Annotated in this window: 3 protein-coding genes; all 3 read left to right on the top strand. The window is 74.7% G+C overall.

From position 1 onward, the window contains the following. The first annotated feature begins 34 nt into the window (after positions 1 to 34). Genes ACLF5H_RS30865 through ACLF5H_RS30855 form a run of 3 tightly spaced genes read left to right on the top strand, consistent with a single transcriptional unit; the run spans position 35 to position 16,304 of the window. Positions 35 to 5,011, top strand: a complete 4,977-nt coding sequence (locus ACLF5H_RS30865) for an SDR family NAD(P)-dependent oxidoreductase (protein ID WP_421679414.1) — start codon at positions 35 to 37, stop codon at positions 5,009 to 5,011. A 56-nt stretch (positions 5,012 to 5,067) separates the two neighbouring features. After that, positions 5,068 to 10,776, top strand: a complete 5,709-nt coding sequence (locus ACLF5H_RS30860; protein ID WP_421679291.1) for an SDR family NAD(P)-dependent oxidoreductase — start codon at positions 5,068 to 5,070, stop codon at positions 10,774 to 10,776. Then, positions 10,773 to 16,304, top strand: coding sequence for an SDR family NAD(P)-dependent oxidoreductase (locus ACLF5H_RS30855; RefSeq protein WP_421679413.1), 5,532 nt, complete (start codon positions 10,773 to 10,775; stop codon positions 16,302 to 16,304). The genes ACLF5H_RS30860 and ACLF5H_RS30855 overlap by 4 nt, the downstream gene beginning before the upstream one ends. The last annotated feature ends 30 nt before the right edge of the window (positions 16,305 to 16,334 follow it).

Here is a 16,334-nt window from a genome sequence, read left to right as displayed (position 1 = left end):
GAATTCCGGTAAGTCATCGCAGGGGTGAGGGACGATTTCGGTGGCGAACGAAGACAAGCTCCGTTATTTTCTGAAGCGAGTCACCGCGGACCTCCAGGAGACCCGGCGGCGCCTTCGTGACTACGAGGACGCCGCCGGGGAGCCGGTGGCCATCATCGGGATGAGCTGCCGCTATCCGGGGGGCGTCGACTCGCCCGAGGACCTGTGGGAGCTGGTCGCGGGCGGGCGCGACGCCGTCGCCGGGTTCCCGGCCGACCGCGGCTGGGACCTGGACGCGCTCTACGACCCGGATCCGGAGGCCCGCGGCACCAGTTACGCCCGCGAGGGCGCGTTCCTGAGCGACCTCGCGCGGTTCGACGCCGGTCTCTTCGGGATCTCGCCCCGCGAGGCCCTCGCCATGGATCCCCAGCAGCGGCTGCTGCTGGAGACGTCGTGGGAACTCTTCGAGCGGGCCGGTATCGACGCCGCCTCGCTCGCGGGGAGCAGGACCGGTGTGTTCACCGGGGTGATGAACCACGAGTTCCTGGCCGCCCTCCAGAACTCCCCGGAGGACCTGGAAGGTTACCTGGGCACGGGGACCTCGGGCAGTGTCGCCTCCGGGCGGATCTCGTACACCTTCGGACTTGAGGGCCCGGCGGTCACGGTCGACACGGCGTGCTCGTCGTCCCTGGTCGCCCTGCACCTGGCCGTCCAGTCGCTGCGCAACGGCGAGTGCTCGCTGGCCGTCGCGGGCGGTGTCACCGCGATGGTCGGCCCCGCCACCTTCGTCGGCTTCAGCCGCCAGCGCGGACTGGCGCCCGACGGCCGCTGCAAGGCGTTCGCGGCGGGCGCCGACGGCACCGGCTGGGGCGAGGGCGCCGGCCTGCTCCTGGTGGAACGCCTCTCCGACGCCCGGCGCAACGGACACGAGATCCTCGCCGTCGTCCGCGGCTCCGCCGTCAACCAGGACGGCGCGTCCAACGGCCTGACCGCCCCCAACGGCCCCTCCCAGCAACGGGTGATCCGCCAGGCCCTGGCCGCCGCCCGGCTGACCACCGCACAGGTCGACGCGGTCGAGGCGCACGGCACGGGCACCCGGCTCGGCGACCCGATCGAGGCAGGGGCGCTCCTCGCCACGTACGGACAGGGCCGCCCCGAGGACAAGCCGCTGATGCTGGGCTCCATCAAGTCCAACATCGGGCACACCCAGGCCGCGGCCGGTGTCGCGGGCATCATCAAGATGGTGATGGCCCTGCGCCACGGCGAACTGCCGCGCACGCTGCACATCGACGCCCCCTCCCCGCATGTCGACTGGTCGGCGGGCGGCGTACGGCTGCTCACCGAGAACACGCCGTGGCCCGCGTCCGACCAGCCGCGCCGGGCCGGGATCTCCTCCTTCGGGATCAGCGGCACCAACGCGCACACGATCATCGAAGAGGCCCCGTCTGCCGAGGCGTTCGCGCCGGACACCGAGGACCCGGACGCGCCGGAGGAAAGCGCGGAGAGCACCGAGGCCGTCGCCCCGGAGGTCGCCCGCCCGGCCGAGGGCGGACCGGTGCCGTGGGTGATCTCGGGCAGGACCGAGGAGGCCCTGCGCGCCCAGGCCGCACGGCTGCTGTCCCGCATGGACGCCGAAGTCCCCCTGTCCGACGTCGCGTTCTCCCTCGCCACCACGCGCACGGCCCTTGACCATCGCGCGGTGGTCCAGGGCGAGACGCCGGACGAACTCGCCGCAGGACTGCGGGCCGTGGCCTCCGGCTCCCCGGCCCCGGGCGTCACCCGCGGCCTCTCCGGCACCGGCGGACGCGTCGGGTTCCTCTTCTCGGGGCAGGGCTCGCAACGGCGCGGTATGGGTCGCGAGTTGTACGAGGCGTTCCCCGTGTTCGCCGCCGCCTACGACGAGGTGTGCGCGGCTCTGGACGCGCCCGTGGATGTGGATGCGGAGGAGTTGGACCAGACGGGTTCGACGCAGCCCGCGTTGTTCGCGGTCGAGGTGGCGTTGTTCCGGTTGTTGGAGTCGTGGGGTGTGCGGCCGGATTATGTGGCCGGTCATTCGGTGGGGGAGATCGCGGCTGCTCATGTGGCGGGTGTGCTGTCCCTTGAGGACGCGGCCAAGCTGGTGTCGGCGCGTGCCCGTCTGATGCAAGCCTTGCCGGGCGGCGGCGCGATGGTAGCGGTGCAGGCCACCGAGGACGAAGTCCTTCCGCACCTGACCGATGGCGTCGGTATCGCGGCGGTCAACGGCCCTCAATCGGTGGTGGTTTCGGGTGCGGAAGACGCGGTGGTCGCGATCGGTGAGACCTTCCGGGAGCAGGGTCGTAAGACGTCCCGGCTGAAGGTCAGCCATGCCTTCCACTCGCCCCTGATGGACCCGATGCTGGAGCAATTCAGCGACGTCGTCAGCGCGTTGGTGTGCGCGAAGCCGACGATTCCGGTGGTCTCCAACCTCACCGGGCGGCTGGCCGAGCCGTACACGCCCGCATACTGGGTCCGCCATGTGCGGGAGGCGGTGCGGTTCGCCGACGGCGTGAGGACGCTCGGCGAGCTGGGTGTGACCACCTTCGTGGAGATCGGACCGGGCGGGGTGCTCAGCGCCCTCGCCCAGGGCTGCCTGGACGACGACGTGGTCACCGTGCCCGTCCTGCGCGAAGGCCGCCCCGAGCGGGCCGCGCTCGTCGCCGCCGTGGCCGAACTGCACGTACACGGCGTCTCGCCGGACTGGCACGCCTTCTTCCCCGGCGCTCGCCGGGTCGATCTCCCCACCTACGCCTTCCAGTACGAGCACTACTGGCTCGACACCGCGGCGGCCGCCCCTGGCGACGTCCGCGCCGCGGGCCTCGGCTCCGCCGACCACCCGCTGCTGGGCGCCGCTGTCTCCCTGGCCGGCGGCGACGAGCGGCTGCTGACCGGCCGGCTCTCCCTGCGCACGCATCCCTGGCTGAGCGACCACGCCGTGCTCGGGACCGTGCTGCTGCCCGGTACCGCGTTCGTGGAACTGGCCGTGCGCGCCGCCGACGAAGCCGGTTGCGACCTGCTGGAGGACCTCACCCTCGAAGCGCCCCTGGTGGTGCCCGAGCAGGGCGGCATCGCGGTGCAGGTATGGGTCGGCGCGGCCGACGGCTCCGGCCGCAGGCCGCTGACCGTGCACGCGCGCCCCGAGGACGACACCGACCTGCCGTGGGTCCGCCACGCGACCGGCTTCGTCACCGAAGGAAGCGCCAGGGCGGGCGGCGACGAGGACAAGGCCGTCGGCCGGACGCTCACCGCGTGGCCGCCCGCGGGCGCCGAACCGATCGAACTCGACGGCTTCTACGACCGGTTGGCCGACCTCGGGCTGGCGTACGGGCCCGCGTTCCGCGGACTGCGGAGCGCCTGGCGCACGGGCGACGACATCTTCGCGGAGGTCGCCCTCCCCGACGGCACGGACACCGGGTCCTTCCTGCTGCACCCGGCGCTGCTGGACGCGGCGCTGCACGCGATCGGCGCGGGCGGCCCGGTCCCCGAGGCCGACGGGCCGCTCCTGCCGTTCGCCTGGTCCGGGGTGTCCGTGCACGCCACGGGCGCGTCCACCGTGCGAGTGAGGCTGGGGACGGCCGGTACGGACACGGTGTCCCTGACGGTGGCCGACGGCGCCGGTCAGCCGGTGGCGTCCGTCGAGTCGCTGACGCTCCGCCCCGTGTCGGCCGAGCAGCTCCGCCCGCGCTCCGGTGACGCGCTGTTCACCGTCGAGCGGACGCCGTTGAGCCTGGCCGCCGACGACACGGACCGGACGGCCGTCGCGTACGTCACGGACATCGACGCACCGGCCGAGGCCGACGGGTCGGCGCAGCCGGACGTGGTCGTGGTGCCGTGCCCCGACGGGCCGGAAGGGGCGAGCGGGGCCGAGCGGGTCCGCGCGGTCACCACCGAGGTGCTGCGACTCGTCCAGCGCTGGTCGGCCGAGGACCGGACGGCGCGCCTTGTGCTGGTGGCGCGCTGCGACGACCTCGCGCACGCCGCCGCGGGCGGACTGGTGCGCTCGGCCCAGGCGGAGAACCCCGGCCGGATCGTGCTCCTCGAAACCGACCGCCCGGACGAGGCGGCCACGCTCGTGCCCGGCGTCGTACGGTCCGGCGAGCCCCATGTCGTCGTCCGCGAGGGGGAAGCGGGCGTGCCGCGCCTGGTCCGCGCCGCCGCCTCCGCCGGGCCCGCCCCCACCCACCTCGGCACCGTGCTGCTCACCGGCGCCTCCGGCGTGCTGGCAAGCGCCCTCGCCCGGCACCTGGTGACCGGACACGGCGTACGGCGGCTGCTGCTGGTCAGCCGCCGGGGCGCGGACGCGCCCGGTGCCACGGACCTGGCGGCCGAACTCGCGGCGCTCGGCGCCGAGGCGACCTGGGCCGCCTGCGACCTCGCCGACCGCGCCGCCGTCGCCCGGCTGCTGGCCGCCCACCCGGTCGACTCCGTCGTGCACACCGCCGGAGTCCTCGACGACGGCGTGATCGCCGCACTCACCCCGGAGCGTGTGGACGCCGTCCTCGCGCCCAAGGCCGACGCCGTGCTCCACCTGGCCGAACTCACCGACGACAGCACCCCGTTCGTGCTGTTCTCCTCCGCCGCGGGCGTCTTCGGCAACCCCGGCCAGGGCAACTACGCCGCCGCCAACGCCTTCCTCGACGCCTTCGCCCGGCACCGCCGCGCCCAGGGCCGCCCCACCGTCTCCCTCGCCTGGGGCCTGTGGGAGCAGGAAGGCGCCATGGCCGACGCCCTGGACGCGGCGGGCAGGTCGCGGATGGCACGCTCCGGCGTGCTGGCGCTGACCACCGAGGACGGGCTGCGGCTGTTCGACGCGGCGCTCGCCGCCGACGAACCCCTGCTCGTACCGGTCCGCCTCGACACCGCCGCCCTGCGCGACCGCGCCCCGGAGACCGTACCGGCCCCGCTGCGCGGCCTCGTCCGCGGCGCCCCGCGCGGCACGGCCCAGCGGGCGCCCCGCGCGGCACGGCCCAGCGCGCGGCCACCGGCTCCCTGGCCGACCGCCTCGCCGGGCTGACCGGCGACGAGCGCGGGGAGGCGCTCCTCGAACTGGTCCGCGGCGAGGTCGCCGCCGTGCTCGGACACTCCTCGCCCCGGGCCGTCCAGCCCACGCACGCCTTCCAGGACCTGGGCTTCGACTCGCTGACCGCCGTCGAACTGCGCAACCGTCTCGCCGGTGCCACCGGCCTGCGACTGCCCGCCACCCTCGTCTTCGACCACCCCACCCCCACCGCCCTCGCCCGGCACCTCGGCGGCGAACTCCTCGACGGGGCCCCCGCCGCCACGGCCCCGCCCATGGCACGGCGGACCGTGGCCGACGCCGACGAGCCGATCGCCATCGTCGGCATGAGCTGCCGCCTCCCGGGCGGCGTGCGCTCCCCGGAGGACCTGTGGCGGCTGGTGGCCTCCGGCCGCGACGGCATCTCCCGGTTCCCCGACGACCGGGGCTGGGACATCGAGGGGCTGTACGACCCCGACCCGGAGCGCCTCGGCAAGACCTACGCGCGCGACGGCGGATTCCTCTACGAGGCCGCCGAGTTCGACGCCGGATTCTTCGGGATCTCGCCGCGCGAGGCGCTGGCCATGGACCCCCAGCAGCGGCTGCTCCTCGAGGCGTCCTGGGAGGCGTTCGAAGGGGCCGGTATCGACCCGGCGACGCTGCGGGGCAGCCGTACCGGCGTCTTCACCGGCCTGATGTACCACGACTACGGTCAAGGCCCGCGCGAACTGCCCGAAGGCGTCGAGGGGTTGCTCACCACCGGCGGTTCCGGCAGCGTCGCCTCCGGGCGCGTCTCCTACACCTTCGGCCTGGAGGGCCCCGCCGTCACCGTCGACACGGCCTGCTCCTCCTCGCTCGTCGCCCTGCACCTCGCCGTCCAGGCCCTGCGGGGCGGAGAGTGCACGATGGCGCTGGCCGGCGGTGTCACCGTCATGGCGAGCCCGACGGTCTTCGTGGAGTTCAGCCGCCAGCGCGGACTGGCCCCCGACGGCCGCTGCAAGGCGTTCGCGGCCGGTGCCGACGGCACCGGCTGGGGCGAGGGCGTCGGCATGCTCCTCGTGGAGCGGCTGTCCGACGCCGAACGCCACGGGCACCGCGTGCTGGCCGTCGTCCGGGGCAGCGCCGTCAACCAGGACGGCGCGTCCAACGGTCTGACCGCGCCGAACGGTCCCGCGCAGCAGCGGGTGATCCGGCAGGCGCTGGCGTCCGCCGGGCTCACCCCGGCCGATGTGGACGCCGTGGAGGCGCACGGTACGGGAACGAAGCTCGGCGACCCCATCGAGGCGCAGGCGCTGCTCGCCACCTATGGGCGGGAGCGCCCCGGGGGACAGCCGCTGTGGCTGGGCTCGCTGAAGTCCAACATCGGCCATACGCAGGCCGCCGCGGGCGTCGCCGGAGTGATCAAGATGGTCATGGCGATGCGGCACGGCGTGCTTCCGCGGACGCTGCACGTGGACGAGCCGACGCCTCACGTGGACTGGTCGGCGGGCGACGTACGCCTGCTGACCGAGGCCGTGGACTGGCCGGAGACGGACCGCCCGCGCCGGGCCGCGGTGTCGTCCTTCGGGGTCAGCGGCACCAACGCCCACACGATCATCGAACAGGCTCCCGCGGTCGGGGCAGCGCCGTCGGCGCCCGGCTCCGGCGCGGCCGTGCCGTGGGTGCTGTCCGGCAGGACCGAGGCGGCCCTGCGGGCTCAGGCCGCCCGCCTCGCGTCCTTCCTTGAGGAGAGCGGCGACAGCGACGACAGTGACGGCGAGGCGGCCCTCCTGACCGACGTGGCGCACTCGCTGGCCACGACCAGGGCGGCCTTCGAGCACCGCGCCGTGGTCGTCGGGCAGACCCTCCAGGAGCTTCGGCGGCAGCTGGCCGGTGTCGCGGCCGGTGCCACCCCGCCCGGCGCGGTGACCGGTGGGGCACGCGGTGGCAGGACCGTCTTCGTCTTCCCCGGGCAGGGCTCGCAGTGGGTGGGCATGGCCGCCGAACTCCTGGAGACCAGCCCGGTCTTCCGCGACCGCGTCGACGCCTGCGAACGCGCCCTCGCCCCGCACGTCGACTGGTCCCTGACCGCGGTGCTGCGCGGCACGTCCGAGGTCGAGCAGGACCGGGTCGACGTGCTGCAACCCGTGCTCTGGGCGATGACCGTCGCCCTCGCCGAGGTGTGGCGCTCCTTCGGCGTGACCCCCGACGCGGTCGTCGGGCACTCCCAGGGCGAGGTGTCCGCGGCGGTGATCGCCGGTGCGCTCTCCCTGGAGGACGGGGCCCGCGTCGTGGTGCGGCGCAGCCTCGCGGTGCGCGAACTCCAGGGGCTCGGCGCCATGGCCTCGGTGCCACTCCCGGACGAGGAGGTGCGGGAACTGGTCGCCCGCTGGGACGGCCGGCTCGGCATCGCCGCCGTGAACGGCCCCGCGACCGCCGTGGTCTCCGGTGACACCGACGCCCTGGACGAACTCCTCGCGCACTGCCAGCGGGAGGGCGTCCAGGCCCGCCGGGTCGCCGTCGACTACGCCGCGCACTCGCCGCAGATCGAACGCGTCCGGGCCCAGGCCACCGAGGGCTTCGCCGGTGTCGTCCCGCTCCCCGGCGCCGTGCCCTTCTACTCCACGGTGACGGGCGGGAAACTCGACGCGGACCAGCTGGACTCCGGCTACTGGTACCGCAACATGCGCCGGACGGTACGGTTCCACGACGCCATCCGGGCCGCGCTGAGCGACGGATACGACGTCTTCGTCGAAGTCAGCCCGCACCCGGTCCAGTTGGCCGGTATCCAGGACGCCATCGAGGCCGCCGAGGCGGACGCCGCGGTCGTACCCACGCTGCGCCGCCGCGACGGCGGACCCGACCGGCTGATGCTCTCCCTGGCCCAGGCGCACGCGCACGGCGTCGGCATCGACTGGGACGCCGTCCTGCCGGGCGCGCGCCGCACCGACCTGCCGACCTATGCCTTCCAGCACGAGCGGTACTGGCTGGAGGCGGGCGCCCCGGCCGGTGACGTACGGGCGGCCGGTCTCGACGCCACCGACCACCCGTTCCTCGGCGCGGCGGTGGAGCTGCCGGACGCGGGCGGCCATCTGCTCACCGGGATGCTGTCCCTGCGGGCCCAGCCCTGGCTGGCCGACCACGCGGTGCTCGGTACGGTCCTGCTGCCGGGCACGGCCTTCGTCGAACTGGCCGCCCACGCCGCCGCCGAGACCGGCTGCGACCTGGTGGAAGAACTCACCCTGCACGCACCGCTGATCCTGCCCGAGGAGGGCGGCGTCGCGCTCCAGGTGCTGGTGGGCGCCCAGGACGAGTCCGGCCGCCGCCCGCTGGGCGTGCACTCGCGCGCCGGTGCCGGATCCTGGGTCCGCAACGCCACCGGCGTCCTCACCACGGGCGCGACCCCCTCCGGCACCGACCTGCGCAGCTGGCCCCCGGCGGACGCCCGGCCGGTGGACCTGGACGGCTTCTACGACCGGCTGGCGGACCTCGGCCTGAGTTACGGCCCGGTCTTCCAGGGGCTGCGCGCCGCCTGGCGCGGCCATGACGCGGTGTACGCCGAACTCGCCGTCACCGACGAGGCACGCACGGACACCTTCGGCCTGCACCCGGCCCTGCTCGACGCGGCGCTGCACGCGCTGGGCGCGGGCGGCCTCGTACCGGCCGCCGACGGGCCCCTGCTGCCCTTCGCATGGTCCCGTGTCACCCTGCACGGCACCGGGGCGGGCGAGCTGCGGGTGCGGCTCTCCCCGGCCGGCGGGGACACCGTACGGCTGGAGGCCGCCGACGGCACGGGCCGTCCCGTCGTCTCGGTGGAGTCGCTGACGCTGCGCCCGGTGTCGGCCGAGCAACTGCGCACGAACGCCCGGGACTCTCTGTTCACCGTGGAGTGGGCGCCGCTCACCGCACAGGCCGACGGGCACACCACGGTCGTACGGGCCTACGACGACATCTCCGCCCTCCTCGCGGCCCCCGCGACGGAGACCGGGGCGCGGGCGTACGCGGACGCCGTGGTCGTGCCCTGCCCCGCCGGGTCGGGCACCGGCGCCGAACGCGTCCGGGACGTCCTGCGCAAGGTGCTCGGGCTGGTGCAGTGGTGGCTGGCCGAGGACCGGGTGGCCCGACTGGTGCTGGTGACCAGGGGCGCGGTCGCCACCGGGGACGGCCCGGAGGCGGAGGACGGTCCGGGAGCGGGCGGGGCGGTGACGGCCGACCCGGTGCAGGCCGCCGTATGGGGCCTGATCCGCTCGGCGCAGTCCGAGAACCCGGACCGCATCGTCCTCATCGACGCCGAGGCCGACGCCGGCGCGCACCCGGACGCGGAAGGCACGGACGACGGCGACGGGAGCACCGACGTGGAGCGGATCGCGGCGGCCGTCGTCCCCCGGCTCCTCGCCTTCGAGGAGCCGCAGGCCGCGCTGCGCGGCGACACGCTCCTGCTGCCCCGGCTCACCAGGACCGCCGCCGAAGCCCCGCGGGCCACCGTGGACTTCGGGGCCGGCCCCGTCCTGCTGACCGGCGCGTCCGGCGCCCTGGGCGGACTCGTCGCCCGGCACCTGGTCACCGAGCACGGCGTGCGGAGCCTGCTGCTGATGAGCCGGCGCGGGGCGGACGCCGAGGGTGCGGCGGAACTCCAGGCGGAACTGACCGCGGCCGGTGCCGAAGTGCGCTGGGCCGCCTGTGACGTGGCCGACCGGGACGCCCTCGCCGAGGCGCTGTCCGGCACACCGGTGACGGCCGTGGTGCACACGGCCGGAGTCCTCGACGACGGCGTGCTCCCCTCGCTCACCCCGGAGCGCCTGGAGACGGTCCTGCGCCCCAAGGTCGACGCCGTGCTCAACCTGCACGAACTGGTCGGCGACGTCTCGGCGTTCGTGGTCTTCTCCTCCCTCGCGGGCACCCTCGGCACCCCGGGCCAGGCCAACTACGCGGCGGCCAACGCCTACCTGGACGCCTTCGCCGGACACCGCCGGGGACTGGGGCTGCCCGCGGTGTCCCTGCCGTGGGGCCTGTGGCAGCGCACCGGCGCCATGACCGAGGACCTCGGCGGCGCCGACCGCAGTCGGCTGGCCCGTGGCGGCGTACTCCCGCTGTCCGACGAGGACGGCCTTGAACTCCTCGACGCGGCCCTCGCGTTGGACGAACCCGTGGTGGTGCCGGCCCGGCTGGACCTCGCCGCGCTGCGCAACGCGACCGCGCCGGTGCCGCCGCTGCTCAAGGCACTCGTCGGCGGCCGGCCGCGCCGTACCGACCGCGCGTCCGCCGTGCCGCTGGCCCAGCGGATCGCGGGGCTGCCCGAGAGCGAGCGCGCGGACGTCGTCCTGGTTCTCGTGCGGTCCGAGGCCGCCGCCGTCCTCGGGCACAGCTCGGCCAAGGCCGTCCAGCCCGACCAGGCATTCGGCGACCTGGGCTTCGACTCGCTGACCGCGGTGGAGCTGCGCAACCGGCTGAACCGGGCCACCGGCCTGCGCCTGCCCGCGACGCTGGTCTTCGACCATCCGACGCCCGCGGCGCTCGCCCAGCGGGTGCTGAAGGACCTCCCCGGCGGTACGACGGGGACGGCACCGGTCTTCGACGAGCTGGACCGCCTCGCCGCCGCCCTGGAAGGCGCGGGCGGGGACGGTCTCGACAACGTCACCCGGACCAGGATCAACATGCGTCTCCAGGCCCTGCTCGCCCGCTGGAACGGGAACGAGCCGGCCGATCCGGGGGACACGGGCGGAGCCGAGAGCGATGACGATCTCAGCTCGGCCAGCGACGAGGAGCTGTACGACCTCCTCGACGACGAACTCGGCAACTCCTGAACCGCGCAGGCCAAAAGGGGCGGGCAACACCGATGATGAACGAAGACAAGCTCCGGGACTACCTCAAGCGGGCCACCACCGACCTGCGGCAGGCCCGGCGACGCGTGCGCGAGCTGGAGACCCGGGACCAGGAGCCCATCGCCATCGTGGGGATGAGCTGCCGGTTCCCCGGCGGCGTCGGCACCCCCGAGGAACTGTGGCGGCTGCTGGCCGAGGGCACGGACGCCGTCTCGGGATTCCCCGAGGACCGCGGCTGGGACGTCGACGCGCTCTACGACCCCGACCCCGAGCGGCCCGGCAAGGTCTACACCCGGCAGGGCGGCTTCCTGCGCGACGCGGCGGACTTCGACGCGGACTTCTTCGGGATCTCACCGCGCGAGGCACTGGCCATGGATCCCCAGCAGCGGCTGCTGCTGGAGACCGCCTGGGAGGCCTTTGAACACGCGGGCATCGACCCCGCCACCCTCAAGGGCAGCCGCACCGGTGTCTTCGCGGGACTGATGTACCACGACTACGGCTTCCTGCCCGGCGACCTCCCCGAAGGGGTCGAGGGGCTGATGAGCACCGGCAACTCCGGCAGCGTCGCCTCCGGACGCATCGCCTACACCTTCGGTTTCGAGGGCCCCGCGGTCACCGTCGACACCGCCTGCTCCTCCTCGCTCGTCGCCCTGCACCTGGCTGTGCGGGCCCTGCGGGGCGGTGAGTGCGCGATGGCGCTGGCCGGCGGAGTGACGGTCATGGCGGGCCCGTCCGCCTTCGTCGAGTTCAGCCGTCAGCGCGGGCTCGCCCCCGACGGCCGCTGCAAGTCCTTCGCGGCGGCGGCGGACGGCGCGTCCTGGTCCGAGGGTGCCGGGCTGCTGCTGGTGGAGCGGCTGCGGGACGCCCGGCGGCTCGGCCACCGGGTGCTCGCGGTCGTCCGCGGCAGCGCCGTCAACCAGGACGGCGCCTCCAACGGCCTGACCGCCCCCAACGGCCCCTCGCAGCAGCGCGTGATCCTCGAAGCGCTGGCGGGTGCCGGGCTGTCCGCCGAGGAGATCGACGCCGTGGAGGCGCACGGCACGGGCACCGACCTCGGCGACCCGATCGAGGCGCAGGCGCTGCTGGCGACCTACGGGCAGGACCGTCAACGTCCGCTGCTGATCGGCTCGTTGAAGTCCAACATCGGACACGCGCAGGCCGCGGCCGGGGTCGCCGGGGTGATGAAGATGGTGCTGGCGATGCGGCACGGCGTGCTGCCGAAGACGCTGCACGTGGACCGGCCCACCCCCCGGGTCGACTGGTCGGCCGGCTCCGTCGAGCTGCTGACCGAGGCGACCGCGTGGCCGGAGACCGACCATCCCCGCCGGGCCGGGATCTCCTCGTTCGGGATCAGCGGCACCAACGCGCACATCATCCTCGAAGCGGCCCCCGAGGAAGCGGCGCCCGAGCCCGAGGGGGAGACCCCGGCCGAGGAACCGGCGCGGGCCCGGACCACCGTGGTGCCGTGGGTGCTCTCCGCGAAGAGCGGACCGGCACTGCGGGAAGGAGCACGACGACTGCTGTCGTCCACCTGCCTCGCGACCGCGTCTCCGGCCGACGTGGGCTTCTCGCTGGCGGCCACCCGCTCGGCGCTGGAACACCGGGCGGTGGTCGTCGGCGCCGACGGCGAAGAGCTGCGCGCGGGACTGACCGCCCTCGCGGCGGGCGAGCCCGCGCCCCAGGTGGTGACCGGCCGCGCCGGCGCCGACCGGGGCAGGACCGGGTTCCTGTTCTCCGGCCAGGGCTCCCAACGCCTCGGCATGGGACGCGAGTTGTACGAGGCGTACCCCGTGTTCGCCGCCGCCTACGACGAGGTGTGCGCGGCTCTGGGCACGCCGGTCGACGTCGACTCGGAGGAGTTGGACCAGACGGGTTCGACGCAGCCCGCGTTGTTCGCGGTCGAGGTGGCGTTGTTCCGGTTGTTGGAGTCGTGGGGTGTGCGGCCGGATTATGTGGCCGGTCATTCGGTGGGTGAGGTCGCGGCTGCTCATGTGGCGGGTGTGCTGTCCCTTGAGGACGCGGCAAAGCTGGTGTCGGCCCGTGCCCGGCTCATGCAAGCCCTGCCGGGCGGCGGCGCGATGGTCGCCGTACAGGCCCCCGAGGACGAAGTCCTTCCGCACCTGACCGACGGCGCCGGCATCGCGGCGGTCAACGGACCCCAGTCCGTCGTGGTCTCCGGAGCCGAGGACGCGGTGCTGGAGATCGCCGAGGAGTTCGCGCGGCAGGGGCGCAAGACCTCCCGGCTGAAGGTCAGTCACGCGTTCCACTCGCCGTTGATGGACCCGATGCTGGCGGAGTTCGCGCGGGCGGTCGGCGGACTGGCCTTCAACGAGCCGCGGATCCCGGTCGTTTCGAACCTCACCGGCCGCCTGGCCGAGCCGTACACCCCCGAATACTGGGTCCGGCACGTCCGCGAGGCGGTCCGGTTCGCCGACGGCGTCAAGACCCTCGGCGGCCTGGGGGTGACCACCTTCGTGGAGATCGGCCCGGGTGGCGTCCTCAGCGCCCTCGCCCAGGGCTGCCTCGACGACGCCGACATCGTCACCGTCCCCGCCCTGCGCACCGACCGCCCCGAACCACAGGCGCTCACGCTCGCCCTCGGGCAGCTGCACGCGCACGGCGTCTCCCCCGACTGGGCGGCGCTGTTCCCCGGCGCCCAGCGGATCGACCTGCCCACCTACGCCTTCCAGCGCGAGCGCTACTGGCTCGAAGGCACGGCCGCGCCCGACGTCTCCTCGGCGGGCCTTGACCCGGCGGGCCACGCCCTGCTCGGCGCGGTGGTGGAGACCGCCGGGGCGCAGGACCTGCTGTTCACCGGCCGGCTGTCCCCGGCCGACCTGCCCTGGATCGCGGACCACACCGTCGGCGGGGTGCCGGTGCTCCCGGTCGCCGCGTTCGTGGAACTCGCCCTGTCCGCCGGGCGGCGGGCCGGGTTCCCGCACCTGGACCAGCTGGACGTGGACGCCCCGCTGGTCCTGGCGGAACAGGGCGCCGTCCGCGTCCAGGTGCAGATCGGCGCGGGCGACGACCCCGACCGGCGCCCGGTACGCGTCTTCAGCCGGCCCGCCTCGGCGGGCGCCGATGAGCCGTGGGTCCGGCACGCCACCGGAGAACTGACCCGGAACGCTCCGGCGCCGGACTTCGATCTGATGCTCTGGCCGCCGACGGGCGCCGAACCCATGGACGTCGAGGACCGTCCGCACCTGCGCGCCGCCTGGCGGGCGGGGGAGGAGCTGTACGCCGAGGCCATACTCCCCGCCACCGAGCAGGGCCGGGCGGGCCGGTACGCGCTGCACCCCGTACTGCTGGCCGCCGCCCTCGGCCTGCCGCCCGCCGGGGAACCGGGCGAGGCGCGCATGCCGTACGCCTGGAGCGGTCTGTCCGTGCACACGCCCGGGTCCGGCGCCGTACGCGTCCGGGTCCGGCCCGTCGGCGACGACGCGGTGGCGGTCGAACTGGCCGACGCCGACGGCTCTCCCGTCGCCTCGGCCGCCTCCGTGCGGACCCGGACCATGTCCGCGCAGCAGGTACTCGCCTCGCGCGTCGCACACCAGGACTGGATGTTCGGGATCGAGTGGGTCGAGCGTCCCACGCCGTCCGCTCCCGCCACCGGCTCCGCAGCCGGGTGGGCGGTCCTCGGCGACGGGGGCGCCTTCGCCGACCTCGACGCGCTCCGCAGCGCCGTGGACGACGGAACGGCCCTGCCCACGCACGTCCTGCTGCCCTGCGCCCCCAGCCGGGGCGACCTCGCCGCGGCGACCCGTGACGCGCTGGCGGGTGTGCTGTCGGTCGTCCGGGAGTGGGTCGCGGACGAGCGGTTCTCCGACGCGCGACTCGTGGTGCTGACCCGGGGAGCCGTCGAACTGGACGGCCCGGCGGCCGACGTGGCGCATGCCGCGATCGCCGGGCTGGTGAAGTCGGCCCAGACCGAACACCCGGACCGGATCGTGCTCGTAGACGTAGACGTAGACGTAGACGTAGACGTTGATGTGGACGCGGACGGCTCGGTCGCGGATGTCACCACCGACCCCGCGTTCATCGCCGCGCTCGCCGCCCCGGACGAGCCGCAGGCCGCCCTGCGCGGCGGAAAGCTGTACGTGCCGCGCCTCGCCCGGATCACCCCGCCCGAGGAGCCCGCCGGGCCCGCCTGGGACCCCGAGGGGACCGTGCTGCTCACCGGCGCGACCGGTGGCCTCGGCCGGTCCCTCGCGCGCCACCTCGTCGCCGAACGCGGCGCCCGCAGGCTGCTGCTGACCAGCCGCCGTGGGCCCGCGGCCGAGGGCATCGGCGAACTCGTGGCCGAACTCTCCGAGTTGGGCGCACACGTCGACGTGGCCGCCTGCGACATCGCGGACCGGGACGCCCTCGCCGCCCTGCTGGCCACGGTCCCGGCCGGGCACCCGCTCACCGCCGTGGTGCACGCGGCCGGGGCCCTGGACGACGGGGTGATCACCGCACTGGCCCCGGAGCGCCTGGACACCGTGCTGCGGCCGAAGGCCGACGGGGCACTGAACCTGCACGAACTGACCCGGGACCTGGACCTCTCCGCGTTCGTGCTCTTCTCCTCCCTGGCCGGAGTCCTGGGCAGCGCCGGCGCCGCGGGCTACGCCGCCGCCAACGCCTTCCTCGACGGGCTGGCGCGCGGGCGCCGGGCCGCAGGCCTGCCCGGCACCTCGCTGGCCTGGGGCCTGTGGACCGACAGCGGCGGCATGGGCGACCGGATCACCGACGCCGACCGCGACCGGATGGGGCGCGCCGGAGTCGTGCCGTTCACCCCGTCCGAGGGACTGGCCCTGTTCGACGCCGCCCTCACCGTGGACCGGCCGGTGATCGTGCCGGTCCGGCTGGACATGCCGGGGCTGCGCGCCATGGCCCGCGCCGGTCTGCTGCCCGCCGTCCTGCGCGGCCTCGTCGGCAGCCCCGGCGCCGCGTCCGGCGAGACCACGGCCTCGGCGACCCCCGCACTGGCCCGCAGGCTCGCCGGGATGCCAGAGGCCGACCAGGAGAAGATCCTGCTGGAGCTGGTGCGCAACCAGGCGGCGGCCGCCCTCGGTCACGCCACCGCCGCCCGCGTCGAACCCACCACCGCCTTCCGGGACATCGGCTTCGACTCCCTGACCGCCGTGGAACTGCGCAACCGGCTCAAGGCCGCGACCGGCCTCCGGCTCAAGCCCACCCTGGTCTTCGACCACCCGAGCCCCGTCGCCGTCGCCCGGCTGCTGCACAAGAACCTCGTACGGGAGTCGGCCGCCGAGGCCCCGCCCGTGCTCGGCGAACTCGACCGGCTGGAGACGCTGCTCGCGGCGCTCACCCCTGAGGACGCGGTACGGGACAAGGTCACCGCCCGCCTGAAGGCGCTGCTCTGGAAGTGGACCGACACCCAGGGCACCGCGTCGAACACCGCCGACACCGGCACCGGCGCCGACCGCGATCTCGACCTCGACCGGATCGACGCGGCCACCGACGACGAGATGTTCGACCTCATCGACCAAGAGCTCGGGTCTCTCTGAACCTCTCTCACGCACTGCTACCGAGGACGT

Origin of the sequence: Streptomyces sp. LaBMicrA B280, from assembly GCF_049222185.1 — a bacterium.
In the GTDB taxonomy this organism is placed as follows: Bacteria; Actinomycetota; Actinomycetes; order Streptomycetales; family Streptomycetaceae; genus Streptomyces; species Streptomyces murinus.
Note: the sequence above shows the minus strand (reverse complement) of the source record. Positions and strands in the feature narration are given on the sequence as shown.